Consider the following 19,261-nt stretch of genomic DNA (forward strand, 5'->3'; position numbering starts at 1 on the left):
AAGCCTAAAAACAAAAAAACCCCAAGTAAATGAATACTTGAGGCGAAAATCGTTTAAACCTTGTGGTTAAATGTATTTTTCAAATATGGCGCAGCGGACGGGACTCGAACCCGCGACCCCCGGCGTGACAGGCCGGTATTCTAACCAACTGAACTACCGCTGCTTAGGTCGTCTTAGCATCTTGCCTTTATAAAAGGCTCACTTGCTAATAAGTGGTGGGTGATGACGGATTCGAACCGCCGACATTCTGCGTGTAAGGCAGACGCTCTACCAACTGAGCTAATCACCCTGAGAAGCGTTAAAAAATTGCACTGCAATTTTAGCTTCGCAAGAGAAAATTCCTTAAAGGGAATTTTCTAGAAGTTATGTACCTAAACTAGGTACTGAAATCCTTAAATTAGAATTTCTAACTCGTTTAAAGCTGTCACCGCTTTAAACTATAAAACCTCTAACAACTCAGAACCAATAAAGCCCCTTGCTGTGGGTGTGTATTATATAGATTTGGTGATGCCTGTCAAATACTATTTTATAAATTCGACAAATAAATAATGTAACTGGCTAAAAGCGAATTATAATAGTGGTTTGTAGGCAATATTATTTGTTGACTTCCTCCCCGACCTAAAGGAACGGGGATTCCTACTAAAGACGGCCAAGCCCGACCGCGAGAATGTTTTTTGCTCCATTAACATCTCTGTTATGGGTCGTTTTACAAGAACGACAAAACCACTCTCTTATACCAAGACCTGATCTACCTTTCGGACTGTCTTGGCGAGAGCCGCAACACGAGCAGGTTTGGGTGCTGTACGCTTCATTGACTTCGATATAGTGGCAACCTGCGTTCGCGCATTTATAATCCAGTTGCCGCTTAATCTCAAACCAACCAGCATCATAGACGGATTTGGCCAGTTTGGATGAAGTGAATGATGTTGATTTAATCTTTCCAACAACGATTAGGCTGTTGGCTTTGACAAGCTTTGATGTGAATTTATGAATTAAATCCTGGCGGGTATTTTTAATCTTGGCGTGAATGGCACGGACCCGTTTTTTATTCTTGGCTCTTTGGGCAATTGCCAGTTTTTCGGCGTATTGATGGGTCAGCTTAGTGGTTAGAACATCGCCATTACTACTGACCGCTGAATCCTTACAGCCTAAATCAATACCGACTTGGCCAGTGCCGCACTTAATCTTTGGAAATTCTTTAACGGTGATACAGGCATACCAGTGACCACGATTGTCCTGCACCAATTCGCAAGTATTGATGCTGTAGAGCGAGAGGTTATGGCTATCCCATAGGTCTATTGTGAGCTTTTGACGGTTAGCTAAGCTAAATTGCAGGGTGCTTTTTAAAGACTTTTTACCGCTTTGGCGCGTACTGATATGCTTAATGGCGGTCTTTTTAAAAGGAATCCAGCCAAGAGATCTACGTTTGGCCTTTGGGTTGTTGGTGCGCCAGTTGAGTTTGGCTTTTTTAAACTGTTTACGGGATTTAGCGTGAACCTCACTAATCGCTTGCAAGGTTTGGCTGTGCAAGTTTAAATACTCGCCACTACCTTTGGTATAAGCGGCCAAGTCATAGGCTGAAAAGAATTTGCCTGTGCGCTGTAAATGTTTAAAACTAAGCTCATTGACGTAATTCCAGACAAAGTTAACTGACCCAGCCAAGATATTAAGCTGAGTGGCATGTTTGTCTTTGATGCGTAGCTTGAGCGTTTTCATGGGATAATTATGATCTCAATGTATTTGGTTATCAAGGGGTTCGCTATACTGGGCGACAACGATTGACGCCTGATATCCACGCCCTAGAAGGATGTGGTTTTACGGCGTTGGATGATAAATTACATTTGATACATTATAGGAAGGAGGCTTACCATAGCAGTTTGTTTTTCATACCTATAGATAGACGTGCTATATAAGCTGCATAAACGCTAATAGATGCTGCAAGCTTAGAACACCTTAATCATTGGAGAGTATTATAGACCCTTTAGCGACACAACAGACACTTGCGCCTTGGTCCTGGATCGACTTGGCCGGTCTTGGTTTAGTATTGCATATTACTTTGATGGTCGTTATGACGCTGCGTATCGTCACAGTGCAGCGCAATATTGGCGTGTCTATTGCTTGGATTGCTATGCTCTACACGCTGCCTTTAGTCGGCTTTATCGCTTATCTATTATTAGGTGAGCCGATGATTGGGCGGCGCTATCGGCAGCGCGTTGACCAAGCGCAGCTATTGACCAACGATATGGCAGCGCGCGAGCGTTTGGTATTTGATCAAGGCCAAGATCTATTGTCCGATCATTATCGCGGGGTGAGCTCTATCGGGACGCGAAAGACCGGCTTTGGCGTATTTGCTGGTCATCAAATGCAGCTGCTGACGAGTCCAAGCGCTATTTTTGATCAGCTTATTGCTGATATTCATAATGCTGCTCACACTATTTATATGGAGTTTTATATTATCTACCCGAGAGGCCAGGTGCTTGAAGTACTGCAGGCTTTAATGAGTGCCGCGAGGCGCGGGGTAGAGTGTCACATCCTAGCGGATAGTGTTGGTAGTCTAGGGTTTTTTAATCGTAAGCACCAAGAAGCTTTAGAAAATGCCGGTGTCTTTGTTTATCAGTCACTGCCAGTAGGTCTACTTAAGACCTTGTTTAAGCGCTCAGACTTGCGTAATCATCGCAAGATTATCGTCATCGATGAGTATATAGGCTATACCGGTAGCTTCAATCTGGTTGATCCTAACTATTTTAAACAAGATAAAAACGTCGGCCAGTGGATCGATGTGATGATTCGGAGCACAAGCGTGCAACCGATTAGTATCGCGACGGCTATGAGTAAAGTGGTGGTCACCGATATCGGCGCTGAGAGTCAAGATAATCTCTATGAGCTTGATAAGCGGGTAAATAATTACACGCGTAAGCTCTGTGTGATGCATCCTACTATCAACGATCTGAACAGTCGGGTGCAATTGCTTGATGAGCAGGGGCATACGCAAGAGAGTGCCGTGCAGCCATTAGCGGGGACAAACTTGATAGATATTGCGCCTATGCCAATAGTCAATAACGTTATCGCTCAACTGATCCCATCAGCGCCGCAGCTGACCGGGCATGTCATTTATAATACGCTAGTCACGGTTATCCACCGTGCTAATACGCGCATTCAGATTACTACGCCTTATTTCGTGCCAGACGAAGCCTTATCTGGGGCGCTAACTACAGCTGCAAGGCGCGGCGTCGATGTGACGTTGATTGTGCCAAAGAAAGTAGATTCATTTCTGGTACAGCATGCCTCGCAGGCTTATTATCAAGAGCTGTTAGAGGCGGGCGTGAAGATTGCACGCTTTGAAGGCGGCTTGCTACATACCAAAACCGTGGTCATTGACGATGATTACTGCCTGTTTGGTACAGTGAATATCGATATGCGTAGCTTTTATTTGAATATGGAGGTGACTTTGGCGATTTATACCCCAGAGATGGTGGCGCAAGTTCTGAGCTGCCAAAACGCTTATTTGGAGAATTGTGATTTTTTGGAGCTGCATTATTGGCAGCAGCGCCCTCGTTCTAAAAGCTTGTTCGATAATGTGATACGCTTGTTTAGTCCCTTATTATAATTTGCATGTTTATTCACCCATAGGATACGTTTCGCTATGTCTGTCAGCTCTGATTCATTTGTAGCCAAGACTTCACTGGATTATATCGCTGAAGGGTACTGGCAGGACTTTTTGGCTCAGCGTCCTATCGCAGGCGGTGTCGCTTATGAGGCTGAGCTGCAGGCTTGTAAGTTAGATGAGACGCTAGCGAGTTTGCAGCGCGTGGACACGCTACTATTACAGATACGCCGAGATAATGCTAAAAACGCAGTAACAGAGCAGCACTTATTGGCAGATGATCGCTTTCGCCATCTATTATGGTTCCTTGCGTTTTATGCCGGCCGCATTTTAGCCGGTGAGTGGCAAAGCTTGCCGCATTGGTACAGTCAGTCTGATCTACGCCGCCGATATCCTCAGCTGAGCCTATCTGCCGATGATTTTTATCAAGACATGGCAGTAGCTTATCGAGAAGACAGTGCTCAGGTAAACGATGATTTAAATGAGGTAAGCGCTCATGCAGCGGCGTTATTTTTTGCTTTAGAGCCAATCGGTTTGCGCCTATTTGGTCATATTGATAGGCAGTTTGTCGCCGCTCAAGGAGGACAGATTGCTAGCGGTCTATATCAAGCGGTCAAAGAGCGCTTGCCTCAAGTGTCTTCGCAAATATCTCAAACATCTCAGTCGGCGAATACCACAGTAGAGACTCAAAGGCTGCCAGCGAATACGGAAAATAACTCAGAATATCAGCAACACTTAGGACAAGATGAATCAGTGCAGATAAACGCTAAGCCGCCTATTCAGCCTGTCTTATCGTCAACCACAGCGCAGTTAAAGCCAACGGATAGCGATAACCATCCTAAAATTGCAACCAATAATGAAGTTAATAACCCTGCTCATAAAAGCCCTAATAGCCAGACCGCAAATAATAAAGTTGCTAATAAAAACGCCCAACCGACGCCTGAGATCTTTACTCGTTTGTTAAACGAGCTCAATGAGATTAAAGTACCGCAAAATGCTGGAAACAAGGAATATGAGCAAGCTTGTCATATACTCGATCAGTTCGAGCGTCATATCGCAAAACAAAACAAACCACGCGCGCAAGTTAAATTCTCTGATACTCATCAAGCCGCTCGTCTGCAGGCATTAGGCTTACTACAAAAATCAGCTAACGCCGGCCATACTGCCGCTATGCTCCGACTCGCGATGTATGAGCTATTAGGCGAAGGCACCGCTAAGTTAAATATGGATAGCGAGTCTGATAAGGACAAAGCTAGTACAGATCGGGCTAGCATAGATCAGGCGAGTAAGGAGAAGGGTATAAGCTTAGTCAAACAAGCCGCTAACGCCAATGATAGCCGCGCCCAGCGCTTGTTAAGTAAGCTGTACTATCAAGGGTTTGGGCTGACGCAAGATATAGACATGGGCAAATATTGGCTCGAGCAGGCGGCGGACAACGGTCATCCTGAAGCGCTAACTATCAATCAAGAGTGGCAGCAAGCACAGCTCTTGATGACGACTAAAGCGCAAGAGCAGCACAGCTTAAAGCGATATCAGTGGCTTATTGGCGCGATAGTGGTAGCGGCGCTTTTATTAATTATATTTGTCTAATGGCTAATTCTCATTGACTAAAGTTTACGGTAAAATTGTCACGCTCATTTTTAGTTTTTCGTCTTGTCTGCTTAAGTTAACGTGTCGGCTGTGTTTGCTGCCGTCTTATCCCTTATTGAACGGGTCTCATGTCATGCCGTCCTCTTATACCCCGCCGTCTTCAACAGATATAGAGACACAGGAGCCTAGCGTCGATTTAGTCGAAGTTTACGCTGAGCCGATGAAGCTTGCTATGCGTACTCCGCAAAGCCCGCCTTGGTATTATCGGGTGGTGATTGGTATTCTCAAACCCTTATATCGTCTGCAAGTCTGGCGCCGCTCGCATAAGCGCGACAACTATCAGCAAGAAGTGGCTCAGCGCTTTGGTAAGCAGTATCCGGCGCTCGCAGCTCCATCAACGGCAGATATCTCGACTCAAAAAATAATTTGGTGTCATGCGGTGTCTTTAGGCGAGACCAACACCGCCGCGCCTTTATTAGACGCTTTACTAGCGAAGGGCTACCAGATTTGGTTGACCAATACCACGCAGACGGGCTTTGCGCGTGCCGCTCAGCGTTTTGCTGACGATATCGCGCAAGGACGGCTGACTCATAGCTACGTGCCGGTAGATAGTCCGGCTGTCATTGATAAGTTTTTAAGTCACGTACAGCCGATGGCCGCTTTGTTTATCGAAACTGAGCTTTGGGCCAATATTTTAACCAAACTCTCGATTCAGCAAATCCCTAGTATTTTGGTCAATGGACGCTTATCCGCCTCTTCATTCAAAAGCTACCAAAAGATCGAATCGGTCAGCGCGAGCATGATGCAAAATCTAACGCTGATTATCGCGCAGGACGATGAGTCGGCGAAACGCTTTCGCCAACTTGGCGCATTAAGCTCACAGATACGAGTAGCCGGCTCATTAAAATGGGTGATTAACACGCCAAAACCAGTAGCCACAAATATGCAAGTAGAGCAAGAGTCTACAAATAGTATGACGCTAAAGGGTCTCAATCGGCCGATATGGATAGCAGCAAGTACCCATGCAGGCGAAGAGAGTATTGCGCTGGCATGGCAGCAGCAGTTGCTGTCAGATCCTAAGCTTGCCAATACGCTACTGATTATCGTACCTAGACATCCTGAACGTTTCGCTGAGGTCGCTGAGCTTATCAAAGCCACTAATCTGACTATGGCAAGGCGTAGTTTGGATGAGCCTATCACTGCACAGACCCAAGTGTATCTTGCGGATACGATGGGCGAGCTGATGCACTGGTATGAGCAAGCGGATGTGGCTTTGGTCGGCGGCTCGTTGGTAGATATCGGCGGTCATAATCCTGTTGAGCCTGCGAGCGTAGCGACGCCTGTGCTAATGGGCCAATATACGCAGTCTTGTCAGAGTGTGGTGGATAAACTGGTAGAGGTAGGGGCGCTTTATCAGCCTAATAATGAGTTTTATCAAGACCATCAGCAATTGCTCTCTCAAAATTCAAAGAATGATGCTCTGCAAAAGACTAGTAAAAGCCAATCATCAAACACTAGTAAGAGCGCAAACTCATCAGATCAGGCTAAGATGTATAGCCAGTTACAGCTTTGGCTGAGTGATTTATCAGCCGCTAAGCGCGCAGGGCAGGCAGGCGCGCAATTGACAAGTGAGCAACAAGCGGTGCTTACGCAGCAACTTGAGATGATTGAGACGGTCATTAGTCAGTCATTACAAGGAGTAACGGGTAGAGAAGTGCTGTGAACTGTCTACTATTACCCATCGATAATTTCTCAAATGCTGACGCTACAAGCGCTCAAGCTTATATCAGCGACCCTAAACAAATCGATCATATCCATAAGGTATTAGGCTTGCAGGTAGGCGATAGCTTAAAGATTGGACAATTAGGCGGCAAGCTGGGCAGCGCGATTATCGATGATATGACACCAACTGTCATTCAGCTACGCGAGGTGCAGCTTACTCTTGCACCGCCTAATAAGTTAGACCTCACCGTTGTTTTAGCACTGCCACGCCCAAAAGTGCTGCGCCGATTAATTATGGATATGACAGCGCTTGGGGTGGCACACATCATCTTAATAAACAGCTATCGCAGCCAAAAAAGCTACTGGCAAAGCCCGATGCTTGGCCGTCTTGACGAGTTTGTACTCGAAGGACTACAACAATCCGTTGATACTATTGCGCCGACTATCACCTTAGAAAAACGCTTTAAACCTTTTGTGGAAGACAAGCTACCGCGTTTGCTCACAGACATAGATGGACAGGCGATCGTTGCTCATCCTTACGGTGCGTTATCGCTATCAGCTTACTTACAGCGAGCGTCTACTGATAGCTTACCTAAGATAGTTTTTATCGGTAGCGAGGGCGGCTGGATCGACTATGAGATTGAGCTACTAGCTACGCAAGGCTGTCAAGCGCTTACTATAGGCTCAAGAATATTGCGTACTGAAGCGGCAGTCAACGTCATTGTCGGGCAGTGGCTGTTACCTCATTAACAAACCTTGCAACATCAAGCACATTATAGCTTCTGCTCTTATGAGCGAGTCGCATAAAGTTATTGATAATTAATATCATCTCTATTAGTATGTATTTGCTCGTTTTAAGCCGTTTATCTCGTTATTTATAACCCCCTATCGATGTTCTTTTGTTTATAATCCAGCTTTGGAGAAAGCCATGTCGTTACAAGCGCTTAATGATTCAGTTGCGGTAAGTCAGCCCATAAAGACCACGTTATCTGTGGCTATGTTTAGTATGATGTTAGGTTTGGTCGGTTGTAATCAAAGCCAGACACCTGAACAGACGGCTGAAGACGAGGCATCAACAACTGAAGCGGCAACGGCCAATAGCGATCAGTCGGTGACGATTTATTCATCGCGTAATGAGCAGCTGATTAAGCCGTTATTAGATCGCTATACCGAAGAGACTGGCGTTGAGATTGAGCTGGTAACTGATAAAACAGGCCCACTGATGGCGCGTCTACAAGCAGAAGGTGATAACACCCCAGCTGATATGCTATTAACCGTTGATGCCGGTAACTTATGGCAAGCAGGAGAGCAGGGCTTATTGCAGCCGATAGCATCAGAAACTCTAAATACTAACGTTCCGGCGAAGTACCGTGATCCAGCGGGTAATTGGACAGGTCTGTCGCTACGCGCTCGTACTATCTTTTATGACCCTAGCAAAGTCGATGCTGAGGAGCTATCGACGTATGCTGATCTGGCTGATCCAAAGTGGAAAGGCAAGCTATGCCTGCGCACTTCAAAAAAGGTCTATAACCAGTCATTAGTCGCTAGTATGATTGAGCACTTGGGCGCTGAAAGAACTGAAGAAGTGATTCGCGGCTGGGTAGATAATCTAGCCACTGATGTGTTCAGCGATGATACGAGTATGCTAGAAGCTATTGCGGCTGGTCAGTGTGAAGTGGGTATCGCTAACAGCTACTACTATGGCCGCATCCTTGATGAAAACCCTGATTTTCCAGTAGAGATATTTTGGGCCAATCAAGACACAACTGGCACCCATGTCAACATCTCTGGCGCGGGCGTAGTTGCGGCAGCAGACAACCCAGATGGCGCGCTTAAATTGATGGAGTGGTTGTCGTCTGATGAAGCGCAAGGTATCTATGCCAGCTCCGATAAAGAGTATCCAGTAAAACAGGGCGTTGATGAGTCAGAGATGCTCAGATCTTGGGGCAGCTTTAAACAAGATGATATCAATGTTCAAAAATTTGGCTCGCTACAAACTCAAGCGATTCAAATGATGGACAAAGCAGGCTATAAGTAAGGCTTGTTCATTAGCGTCGCTATAGAGGGTAGAAGATGGTAGTAATATGGTAACGATACCAAAAGCGTGCGAACATGCAGACGATATAGGGGCTCCAGACCTTATCGTCGTTAAGGATCGCACCCTTCTTAAACGTGTTTTATCGAAATCAGTCTTAGGACTGATTTCGTTGTTTATGCTGATACCGATTTTGATCGTCCTACTGTCTTGGACACAGCCGATGGCTGATATCTGGCCACATATGGGCGAGTATGTGCTGCCGCAAGTACTAAAAAATACCGCTATCTTATTAGCGATGGTGACGGTCATCTCGGGTAGCGTGGGTACTTCGCTGGCTTGGGTTACGAGTATGTACCGCTTCCCAGGTCAGCGGTTTTTTTCTTGGGCTCTGATGTTGCCGCTTGCAATACCCGCCTATGTTTTCGCCTTTGTCACTGTCGGTATGGTTGATTTTAGTGGGCCTTTGCAGACGAGCTTGCGAGAGCTGGGCGTGACCACTGCTATTCCCTCAGTGCGCAACGTTTGGGGCGCAGGCTTTATTTTGTCGCTTGCTTTTTATCCTTATGTTTACTTATTAGCGCGGCAAGCTTTTTTGTCGCAAGGTCACCGCGCGATCGAAGCGGGGCAGATGCTTGGGCTCAGTCGTAGCCGCGTGTTTTTTCGTTTGGCGCTGCCGCAAGCACTGCCTTGGATTATTGGTGGACTTTTACTTGCCAGCATGGAGACGCTAGCGGATTTTGGTGCGGTATCGGTATTTAATGTCGATACCTTTACCACTGCTATCTATAAGGCTTGGTTTGGCTTTTTTAGCCTGACTACTGCCGCGCAACTGGCGGCTTTACTTATTGGCGTAGTGTTTATCGTGGTGATATTTGAGCAGTATTGGCAGGCACGTCGCGGCTCGATAACCGCGCAAAGCAGTAATAAGCGCCTGACGAGTAACGCAGCAGCTAAATGGGGCATGACGCTGCTTTGTAGTCTGGTATTTTTATTGGCATTTTTAGTACCGTTTTTGCAGCTACTGTATTGGACGGCGATGAACTACCGCCAAGACTTTGATGCGCGCTATATCGATTTTGTCACTAACAGTCTGCTTATTGCGAGCATGACCACAGTGCTGATTGCCTTTCTCGCTATTATCATTGCTTGGATTAAGCGTCAGTATGCCGATAAGAGCACGAAACTGATGACCACGCTTGCTAATTTGGGCTATGTGGTACCAGGCACCGTGCTTGCTGTTGGCGTGTTTATTCCTATTGCTTGGCTAGACAATCAGCTGATCGCTTTTGGTATTACCACTAAGCAAGTATTATCAGGTAGCGTCATTGTGATGCTATTAGCACTCTCAACGCGTTTTATGACGGTGAGCTTTCAGCCGATCGATCGTCAATTACAGCGACTGACGGTCAATCAAGAAGCCGCCGCTGAACTGTTAAGCAGTAGTCCGTTCCAGCGCTGGCGACAAGTGGTATTGCCGGTACTTAGTCCGGGAGTGCTGACGGCTTTGCTAATGGGCTTTGTGGAGGTGATGAAAGAGATGCCAATCACCCTAATGACGCGTCGGCAAGGCTGGGATACGCTGGCGGTACGAGTGTTTGAGATGACAAGCGAAGGCATGTGGGCGAGAGCGGCGCTACCGAGTTTGCTGATTGTGTTGGTGGGGCTAATACCTGTATGGATATTACTACGCCAAAGTGAAAAGCATAGCTAATCTGCATAAATGGTAATCGTTCATGATTAACATGTTAGTATGAGCACTTTTAGATTTCTCCTTTAATTTTGTCACCTTTAAATAGCAGCGAGCACCTCTAATATTGAGTATCCCTAATATTTATTATCGCCCGTCTCATTTATTTATCGCTTACGAGAACCTTCTATGTATACCAACTTGACTAATGATACTTTAGATACCGAGGAGAGCTATGCAAAACAGCCTTCTTCTAAAGACCGTCAATCCCTTACAAAAGGTCTAGATCCAAAGCTTATCAAAGCCAAAGCTAGGCTAGAAGTGAGCAAAAAATCATCTGTGCTCCCGGTATCAGCGTTACCGCAAAAAGGCCAAACTATGCAAAATACGCAAACGCTTGGTGAAGCGGATACGGGTAGCGATAGCAGCAGTGAGCAGAGCGACGAGCAACGTAACTACCGTGACCCGCGCGCCTCAAAGAGCGATACTGAGCCTTTTTTAAAAGTAGAAAACTTAATCGTGGGCTACGATGATGTGACTATTGTCAATGGCTTGTCATTGAGCCTGCAACAAGGTGAGATCGGTTGTTTTTTGGGGTATAGCGGCTGCGGAAAAACCACAGCGCTGCGAGCTATTGCTGGGCTTGAGCCTATCCGCCAGGGCAAAATTGAGCTCAATCATCAGCGTCTAACCGAACAAGATAACCGCCATTCCTTTGCGGTGGCTCCTGCCAAGCGCGGTATGGGTATGGTGTTTCAAGACTATGCGCTATTTGGTCATCTCAGCGTTGCCAAAAACATTGGATTTGGTCTTAATAAATGGTCTAGCGCTGATAAAAAAGCGCGCGTGGCGCAGATGTTAGAGCTGGTGGGACTGAGCGAGCACGCTGATAAACGTCCCGCTGAGCTATCGGGTGGTCAGCAGCAGCGCGTGGCGTTAGCTCGAGCACTGGCTCCTAAGCCAAAGTTACTATTACTTGATGAGCCTTTTTCTAACCTTGATGTGGTGCTGCGCGAATCATTAGCGATGAGCGTGCGTGATATTCTAAAACGCACCAATACTACTGCTATTTTAGTGACTCATGACCAAAACGAAGCGTTTGCTCTCGCAGATAAAGTCGGGGTTATGCATCAAGGCAAGCTGGTACAGTGGGCAACGCCAAGCGAGCTGTATCATGAGCCGGTTAGTCCTTTTGTCGCTGAGTTCGTCGGCGAGGGCGCGATGATAGATGGCATTATCAAAGAAGGTCATGTCGAGACGGCACTTGGCGATATTTATCGGCGCATGGAGGTGTACGATGCCTCAGGGCAGCCGCAATACTGCGAGTATGACTATCCTAATGGCACGCCCATCAAAGTACTCGTACGTCCTGATGATATCATTCATGATGATGATAGCCCGCAAACTGCATTAGTCGTTGGACGAGTGTTTCGCGGTGCTAACTATCTGTATCGGCTGCAATTAGACAGTGGTCAGACGGTATTGTCGTTAGTCGCGAGCCACCATAACCACGCAGTTGGTAGCCATATCGGTATCTTGCCGTTACTTGAGCATGTGGTGGTGTTCGATGAAAAAGACGTCAATGCCACCACGTGGTCAGAGTACGATAGATTACATTGAGCGCGCTTAAACAGGAGTAAACATATCAGTCAATATCAGCCGTTCGCAGTCGCTAAGATATGCAAGTAGCGTCCTAGCCATTTGTACGGTTCTAACTGAGAATAGCGTAGCTCCATTTTTATCACTGCTTCAGGGTCGTTATGACCGCCGCGCTTAAGCGGCGCGTAATCATGAAAGACACGTAGCCCGCTCTCAAGCACTACTTTATAATGATGTTGTTGTAGCCACGCCTCTACCTCTTGTCTGGCGACTGGATGATTGGGCGTTAGGCTTTTTTTATTGTCGGCGGCATAGTTGCCTTCAAGCTGTCTATCTAGCAGATTAAAATTACCCATAATTAGGTTGCGATAATCGAAGCTCGCTGGATTATAAAAGCAGAGTGATAATGCGCCTTGAGGGCGTAGCTGAGTATCAAAAAATCTCATTACCTCAGCCGGCTTGGCCAGCCATTCGAGCAGCGCGTGACAAAGGATGAGATCAAACTTAGTATCGCTGTTTTCTGCAGCACTGTCTGCAGCAAGCTTGGATGCAAGCTCCTGATAAGGGCAAACCAGCCAACTGATATTTAGCTTGGTTTTGGTGCCTGTCTCAAGGGCGGCAGCATGAGTTTGCGCTTTGTCTAACATAGCGGCAGAGATATCATTGATGACAAGCGTGTGACCTTGCGCTGCCAGCTCTATAGCGATTTGCGCTAAGCCGGCTCCGACATCTAATATGCGCAGCGGACGTCCTAAGCGTCGACTGTGCTCATTGACATGAGCAAAAATATCGCGGCGCAATACCGCAAGCCGAATCTCTCCTTTTAAACCGCCGTAGACCTTTTTTTCAAAATGATCAGCAATCGGCTCAAAGCTACGATCGGTACGTGTCGCTCTCTGCTGGTTTTGTGAGTTATCTTTTTTGTTGTCTGTCATAAATTGATTTTCTTTATTATTAAATTTACTACCGCTGCGTAGTTATGTTTAGTTTACTTTTATTAGAGCTTTATTTTGTACTTTAGCGGCGGCGTTTGAGCACCCATTTAAAGACGAGTTTAGATAATATGATAATAACGAAGACGACAATGACAAAGACCCAAATACCAGTGCCTTGTAAGTGTTGTTGATAGGCTTGAGCAAGGTATGCAGATAAGCCCATCGCGACTAATAGCGAACCCCAACGCACAAAAGGCAGTGCGCGATTATTATGATCAGGAAAGTACTGGGCATAATCACTAGAGAAGCTATAGAGCACCATTGCCAAAATCCAAACAATAGCTAAAACGATATCCATAAAATATTGACCTATAAAATAATAGTTTAAGGGTTGAGCTTTAATAGACCCTAGGCAAAACCCGTAGTCAGTTTAGCGATTAAGAATATTTTGTCTATGATTATATTAGAATGAATGATATTAGAGTGCTTAGAGCTCAAGAGCTTATACAAGAGCCGGAATTATCGATTTGAAGTATCTTTTTATGCTCTTTTACGGTATAAACAGTAAGGTGTATGCATTATAGATTATTAATCACTAAAGCTGTTTTTGATAAAGTGGCTATTGCGCTGTATTAATATTCTAAAATTAACATTAAAACCCTGTCACTCAATGCTAAGGATAGCGAATATGACCATTCCCCATGCCAATCTGTCTAAAATCCCAACGATGTCGCGCTGTCTATTATCGGTAGCTGTCGCTAGTAGCTTACTACTAACGGCTTGCGGCGATGATGATAATGATTTTAATGCGTCAATATCAACAGAATCTCCAACTACTTCAGAGTTTATAAATGCCTTTAGCCAAGATCAAATAGATACTCTTATTGGCGATACTGCTGACACTCCTGATGCTGAGTGCGGCGTCACCATTGAAAAGGTCAGCTATCCGACTGTTGGCGCTGCAGGTGAGGCGACTAACGCGACGGCAGCGTTAATGTTACCCACTGGCGATAGCGATGAATGTCAAGGCGAGCGTCCGGTGCTGCTGTACGCTCATGGTACGACTACCGATAGAGGCTATGACTTTACCCAAGTCGGTAATGTCAATAATCCAGCAGTCGGCGAGTCAACACTCATAGCCGCTAACTTTGCCGCCCAAGGTTATATCGTTGTCGCGCCAAACTATGCTGGCTACGATGATTCTGAGCTTGATTATCATCCGTATCTAGTCGCTGAACAGCAGTCGAATGACATGGTCGATGCGCTAGAGAGTGCTCGCTCAGTGATTGACAAGCAAAAGCTGGCGAACAATGACAATTACACCAACATCGATGATTCAGGTAAATTATACCTCTCAGGCTACTCACAAGGCGGTCATGTCGCTATGGCAACTGCGAGATTACTAGAGTCGCAAAACAAAACAGTAACGGCAATCGCGCCGCTATCAGGGCCTTATGCTCTAGCAGCTTTTGGTGATGCTATCTTTGCTGGCAATGTTAACCTTGGTGCTACGCGCTTTGCACCATTATTAGCGATAGGGTTGCAAGAGAAATACAATATATATAATGATACCTCAGAGATATTTACTGCCCAATATGCTAGTACTAAATTACCAAATTTATTGAGCTTTGATCAATTAGTAAAAGCCGATAAACTTCCTGAATTTGCCTTGTTTGAAAGAAGTCCTAGCAACCCGCTTTTAGTTGCTTTACCGCCATCTGAACTACCATTCGCCGCACTAGGTTTCGATAATACCGACTATCTTATCAAAACTGATTTTAGAGCGGCCTTTGTCGCAGACGCGATTCAGAATCCTGATGGTTTAGTTCCGACAATTACCAATGCTCTACCAGCACAAAACCCGCAAAACAACCTTCGTAAGGCGTTAAAGGATAACGACTTGCGTGGATATATACCAAAAATGCCAACGCTCCTGTGTGGCGGTAATAACGATCCAACCGTGTTTTATGATGTAAATACAGGGTCTATGTCTGCCATATTGCAACAGGCAAACGCCTCGCCATCAGTTAATTTAAATATCACAGTCTTAGATGTAGATACAACCAATGATGATGACCGCGATCAAAATACAGTGACAGCAATCGGTAGTGCTATGAGTAACGCTTGGATGAGTACCGATATTATTGATAATATTCAAAGTAGATTCGCTACTAAAGTGCAGTCAGTTCAGACTACTGCTTACACTAATGCTTATAAAGCAGCCTATGCCACAGCAATTCAAGCTGGCAATGACCAGGCTCAAGCTAATGCATTGGCGGTTGAGTCAGCAACTCGTGCAGCGGGAGCTGCATTCCTGAGTAATTATCACGGTGAACTAGTTAGCACTGCTTGTACGCAAGCGGCTCGTGAATTCTTTAAGCAAGACTTTGAGCGCTCTTAAGCTAAAAAAGATAGTGGTTGGTAATTATTAAATAGCGTAGACAAAAAAAACTGCATCCGAAAAGGTGCAGTTTTTTTGTTGATAAAGCAGCTATAAATATAGAAAAACAGACAGGTTATCAGAGTAATATTACTAGCGTTTTGTCAAGTAAAAATAAAGCCCGCTAATCAGCTGTTTTGCTTGATTTTATTGGTATATAGATACCCCTAAGCTTGCAGATTTGTGCTAAAATAGTCCTCTTTATTTACTACTAAAACGATCATCATTTTCCCAAGATTTTTCATGCTTTATGGTGTTGCTTTACTGGCTAATTCTTTGATGGTTATCAAAGTCAGCTTAGTGTGGTGAGCGATCTATAAAGCCTGCAAAATTAATAAAGTGGATATGAGTGAAGGAGTGTATATGAGCGAGTCGGTCAGTCCTATTGGCATTGTAGATGAATTAAAACAGTCCTACTTAGATTATGCGATGAGTGTGATTGTCTCGCGTGCACTACCTGATGTCCGTGATGGCTTCAAGCCGGTGCATCGCCGCGTTATGTATGCTATGCATGTGCTCTCTAACGACTACAACAAGCCTTATAAGAAGTCAGCGCGTGTCGTCGGTGACGTCATTGGTAAATACCATCCGCATGGCGACAGCGCGGTCTATGATGCGATCGTACGTATGGCGCAGGACTTTAGTTTGCGTTACCCAATGGTAGATGGTCAAGGTAACTTTGGCTCAATCGATGATGATCCACCGGCGGCGATGCGTTATACCGAAGTACGCATGACCAAGCTGACCCATCAGATGCTTGGCGACTTGGATAAAGATACCGTCGATTGGGAAGATAACTACGATGGCTCTGAGCGTATGCCAAGCGTATTGCCTGCGCGCGTGCCCAACCTTTTGGTCAATGGCACAACCGGTATTGCGGTCGGTATGGCGACCAATATGGCACCGCATAACTTAACCGAAGTGATCAATGCTTGCTTGGCTTACGCTGAGAACCCGCAAATCTCGGGTGAGGAGCTGATGACGCATATATCAGGTCCTGATTTCCCGACGGGCGGTATCATCTATGGCCGCGCGGGTATTCAAGACGCTTATCGCACGGGCAAAGGCCGCTTACACGTACGTGGTCGCTATCATATTGAGCCAATGAGTACTACCGGTGTCAACCGTGATCGCGAGCGCATTGTGTTCACTGAAGTGCCATATCAGGCCAATAAAGCCAAGCTGATTGAGCGTATCGCAGAGCTGGTTCGTGATAAAAAGATCGACGGTATCACTGAAATACGCGATGAGTCTGATAAAGACGGTATGCGTATCGCTATCGACTTGCGCCGCGGTGAGACCGCTGAAGTCATCGTTAATAATTTATTTTTGCAGACGCCGCTTGAGACCAGCTTTAGTATCAATATGGTGGCGCTTGATAACGGTCAGCCCAAGCTATTAACCTTGCGTCAACTGATTGCTGCCTTTGTGCGCCATCGTCAAGAAGTGGTGACGCGCCGTACTATATATGAGCTTAACAAAGCCCGGGTTCGTGGGCATCTACTCGAAGGTTTGACGGTAGCGCTCGCTAATATCGATGATATTATCGCCACGATAAAAGCATCTGCTAGCCGCGGTGAAGCGCGTGAGAGCTTACTTGGTAATACTTGGGGCTCAGGTAGTGTCGTCGCTATGCTAAAGGCCGCCGGTAGCCAATCGGTACGTCCTGAGTATATCGAAGGCGAAGACCCTAAAGCGCCATTCGGGCTTATCGATGATACGACTAAAGGCGAGCAAAGTTATCGCTTATCACTTGAGCAGGTCAATGCGATTTTAGAGATGCAGTTGCATCGCTTGACTGGCCTTGAGCAAGACAAACTGACTGAAGAATACCAAGACTTGTTACGTGAGATTGCTAACCTAGAAGCTATCTTAGGGGATTTTGATAAGCTGATGACTATTATCTCTAATGAGATGATTGAGATTCGAGACAACTTCGGTGATGAGCGCCGTACTGATATTATCGATTCGCGCAGTGACTTTAGCCGCGAAGACTTAATCCCAGAGCAGACGGTGGTGATGACCGTTTCGCGCACCGGCTATGCCAAGACTCAGCCTATCGATGATTATGTCGCACAAAAACGCGGCGGTAAAGGTAAGTCAGCGACGGCGATGAAAGAAGACGATGTTATCGATCATCTGCTTGTCACGTCTACTCATGCGACCGTATTGTGCTTCACAGATACTGGCCGCGTCTTTAGCTTACGTGGCTTTGAAGTCCCGATTGCCAGTCGCGGTTCGCGCGGTCGTCCTTTGGTGAACTTAATTGGACTCAGTGCTGATGAGTCAGTGACGACGATACTGCCTATTCCAAAGATGGTAGAAGAGTCCTCCGCTACAAGTGAGCTGACTGTAAACGAGACAGACGATGACTCGTTAGAAGGCAGCACGACTGCCGAGCCGCCTTTTGTGTTCTTTGCAACGGCGAATGGTACGGTGAAGCGGGTAGAGCTCAAGCAGTTTGCCAATATTCGCTCTAATGGCTTGATTGCTGTAAGCTTAGAAGAAGGTGATAAGCTTGTGAGCGCGCGTATCACTAGCGGTAGTCAAGAGGTGATGCTATTTGCTTCAAGCGGTAAAGCTATCCGTTTTGATGAAAACGATGCTCGCGCTATGGGCCGTACCGCTAAAGGTGTGCGCGGTATGCGTCTAAAAGATGATGAGTTTATTAAATCTTTAGTCGTTATCGAAGATGACGTCCGCGAGATTTTGATTGCTTGTGAAAACGGCTTTGGTAAGCGTACTTTCATTGAAGAGTTTAATACCCAAAATCGCGGCGGCGGCGGGGTTATCGCTATCAAAACCAGTGAGCGTAATGGCGCTTTGGTACGCGCAACTAAGGTCGATCCAGAAGATGATATTATCTTAATATCTGATAAAGGTACTTTAGTGCGTACGCCAGTCGAGCACGTCGCAAGTGCTGGTCGTAACACGCAGGGCGTAACCTTGATTCGTCTGTCTAAAGATGAGACGCTAGTCGCTATGGCAAGGGTCGAGCACGAAGAGGACGATAATGAGCTGATTGAAGCCATGCGTGAGGATGGTACCTTTGGCGCTGAAGCTCAGGAGCAGATAGATATCGATGCCACTACCGCAAGCGGCGCAAACGATGATATCAGTGATACGGTCGATATCGCTAATGACTATGACTTAAAAACTGGTGTCGATGGAGATAGCTAAGTTAAGGGCGAGAGTTAAGTCGCCAATCTAAACAGGGTCATTCTGGTTTTCACATTTCACATAGAACCTCTAACGTTATCGTTAGAGGTTTTTAACTTTCTTATTTGTATTTTTAATACTCTTTAATTCGATGTTCTAAAGCGTTAAGTCATCGCTTTAATAAGGACGGTAAATCTAAAAGGCTGTTGTTATGCTAACTAACAATCAAACTTTTCAAGGAACGGTAGCTGGCGCGTCTGCGAGTTTTTTATTCTCGCTATTATTCTTATTTGGTTTATTGATGCAGCCTTTAACGGGCACGCAAGTAGCGTCATGGCGGGTCATCATGATGCTGATCAGCCTAACAATATTGGTCAGCTTAACGAAGCAGTGGCAGCATGTTTTTGATTCTTAGATTAACACATGAAGTGCAATACCAAATGCAAGGTGAAAAAAAGACCTAGATGCGCTAGCATCAAAGTTTTTA

General features: G+C 45.8%; 13 protein-coding genes and 2 tRNA genes. 10 read left to right on the forward strand and 5 right to left on the reverse strand.

Annotated features, from left to right (window positions below; all coding sequences use genetic code 11):
* Window positions 1-86: 86 nt before the first annotated feature.
* From AAEY83_RS00640 to AAEY83_RS00650, 3 genes are all read right to left on the reverse strand, one after another.
* Window positions 87-163 (reverse strand) — tRNA-Asp (locus AAEY83_RS00640).
* Window positions 164-213: 50 nt separating this feature from the next.
* Window positions 214-289: transfer RNA gene (locus tag AAEY83_RS00645), tRNA-Val, on the reverse strand.
* A gap of 350 nt (window positions 290-639) precedes the next feature.
* Complete coding sequence (locus AAEY83_RS00650; protein ID WP_351058244.1) at window positions 640-1,716, reverse strand: RNA-guided endonuclease InsQ/TnpB family protein; 1,077 nt, start codon at window positions 1,714-1,716, stop codon at window positions 640-642.
* Window positions 1,717-1,960: 244 nt separating this feature from the next.
* Between AAEY83_RS00650 and AAEY83_RS00655 the strand changes: the two genes are divergently transcribed.
* From AAEY83_RS00655 to AAEY83_RS00685, 7 genes are all read left to right on the forward strand, one after another.
* Window positions 1,961-3,607, forward strand: a complete 1,647-nt coding sequence (locus tag AAEY83_RS00655) for a cardiolipin synthase (RefSeq protein WP_025647107.1) — start codon at window positions 1,961-1,963, stop codon at window positions 3,605-3,607.
* Window positions 3,608-3,643: 36 nt separating this feature from the next.
* Window positions 3,644-5,194 carry a tetratricopeptide repeat protein gene (locus AAEY83_RS00660; protein WP_025647106.1) on the forward strand — a complete coding sequence of 517 codons (1,551 nt, stop codon included), beginning with the start codon at window positions 3,644-3,646 and terminating at the stop codon, window positions 5,192-5,194.
* 220 nt (window positions 5,195-5,414) lie between these two features.
* Window positions 5,415-6,917 carry a 3-deoxy-D-manno-octulosonic acid transferase gene (locus tag AAEY83_RS00665; RefSeq protein ID WP_413771583.1) on the forward strand — a complete coding sequence of 501 codons (1,503 nt, stop codon included), beginning with the start codon at window positions 5,415-5,417 and terminating at the stop codon, window positions 6,915-6,917.
* On the forward strand, window positions 6,914-7,666 hold the full coding sequence (locus tag AAEY83_RS00670) for a 16S rRNA (uracil(1498)-N(3))-methyltransferase (protein ID WP_025647104.1): 753 nt from the start codon (window positions 6,914-6,916) through the stop codon (window positions 7,664-7,666). The genes AAEY83_RS00665 and AAEY83_RS00670 overlap by 4 nt, the downstream gene beginning before the upstream one ends.
* Before the next feature lie 178 nt (window positions 7,667-7,844).
* Window positions 7,845-8,954 (forward strand): extracellular solute-binding protein, encoded by a 1,110-nt coding sequence (locus AAEY83_RS00675; protein ID WP_025647103.1) that lies wholly within the window; start codon window positions 7,845-7,847, stop codon window positions 8,952-8,954.
* Between the two features lie 46 nt (window positions 8,955-9,000).
* Window positions 9,001-10,665 (forward strand): ABC transporter permease, encoded by a 1,665-nt coding sequence (locus AAEY83_RS00680; RefSeq protein WP_025647102.1) that lies wholly within the window; start codon window positions 9,001-9,003, stop codon window positions 10,663-10,665.
* Window positions 10,666-11,157: 492 nt separating this feature from the next.
* Entirely contained in the window at window positions 11,158-12,261 is a 1,104-nt protein-coding gene (locus AAEY83_RS00685; protein ID WP_037059882.1) for an ABC transporter ATP-binding protein, read from the forward strand.
* Window positions 12,262-12,296: 35 nt separating this feature from the next.
* Here the strand turns inward: AAEY83_RS00685 and AAEY83_RS00690 are convergent, their stop codons facing one another.
* Both AAEY83_RS00690 and AAEY83_RS00695 read right to left on the reverse strand, forming a co-directional pair.
* Entirely contained in the window at window positions 12,297-13,175 is an 879-nt protein-coding gene (locus tag AAEY83_RS00690; protein WP_025647100.1) for a methyltransferase domain-containing protein, read from the reverse strand.
* 82 nt (window positions 13,176-13,257) lie between these two features.
* Entirely contained in the window at window positions 13,258-13,533 is a 276-nt protein-coding gene (locus AAEY83_RS00695; protein ID WP_025647099.1) for a hypothetical protein, read from the reverse strand.
* Between the two features lie 330 nt (window positions 13,534-13,863).
* Between AAEY83_RS00695 and AAEY83_RS00700 the strand changes: the two genes are divergently transcribed.
* From AAEY83_RS00700 to AAEY83_RS00710, 3 genes are all read left to right on the forward strand, one after another.
* On the forward strand, window positions 13,864-15,576 hold the full coding sequence (locus tag AAEY83_RS00700) for an alpha/beta hydrolase family protein (protein WP_025647098.1): 1,713 nt from the start codon (window positions 13,864-13,866) through the stop codon (window positions 15,574-15,576).
* Between the two features lie 402 nt (window positions 15,577-15,978).
* Window positions 15,979-18,795 (forward strand): DNA gyrase subunit A, encoded by a 2,817-nt coding sequence (gyrA, locus tag AAEY83_RS00705; RefSeq protein ID WP_025647097.1) that lies wholly within the window; start codon window positions 15,979-15,981, stop codon window positions 18,793-18,795.
* A gap of 190 nt (window positions 18,796-18,985) precedes the next feature.
* A complete protein-coding gene (locus AAEY83_RS00710; protein WP_351058251.1) occupies window positions 18,986-19,189 on the forward strand; it encodes a hypothetical protein in 204 nt (67 codons plus the stop codon).
* The last annotated feature ends 72 nt before the right edge of the window (window positions 19,190-19,261 follow it).

The sequence above is a fragment of the Psychrobacter sp. TB20-MNA-CIBAN-0197 genome (assembly GCF_040309765.1).
In the GTDB taxonomy this organism is placed as follows: Bacteria; Pseudomonadota; Gammaproteobacteria; order Pseudomonadales; family Moraxellaceae; genus Psychrobacter; species Psychrobacter submarinus.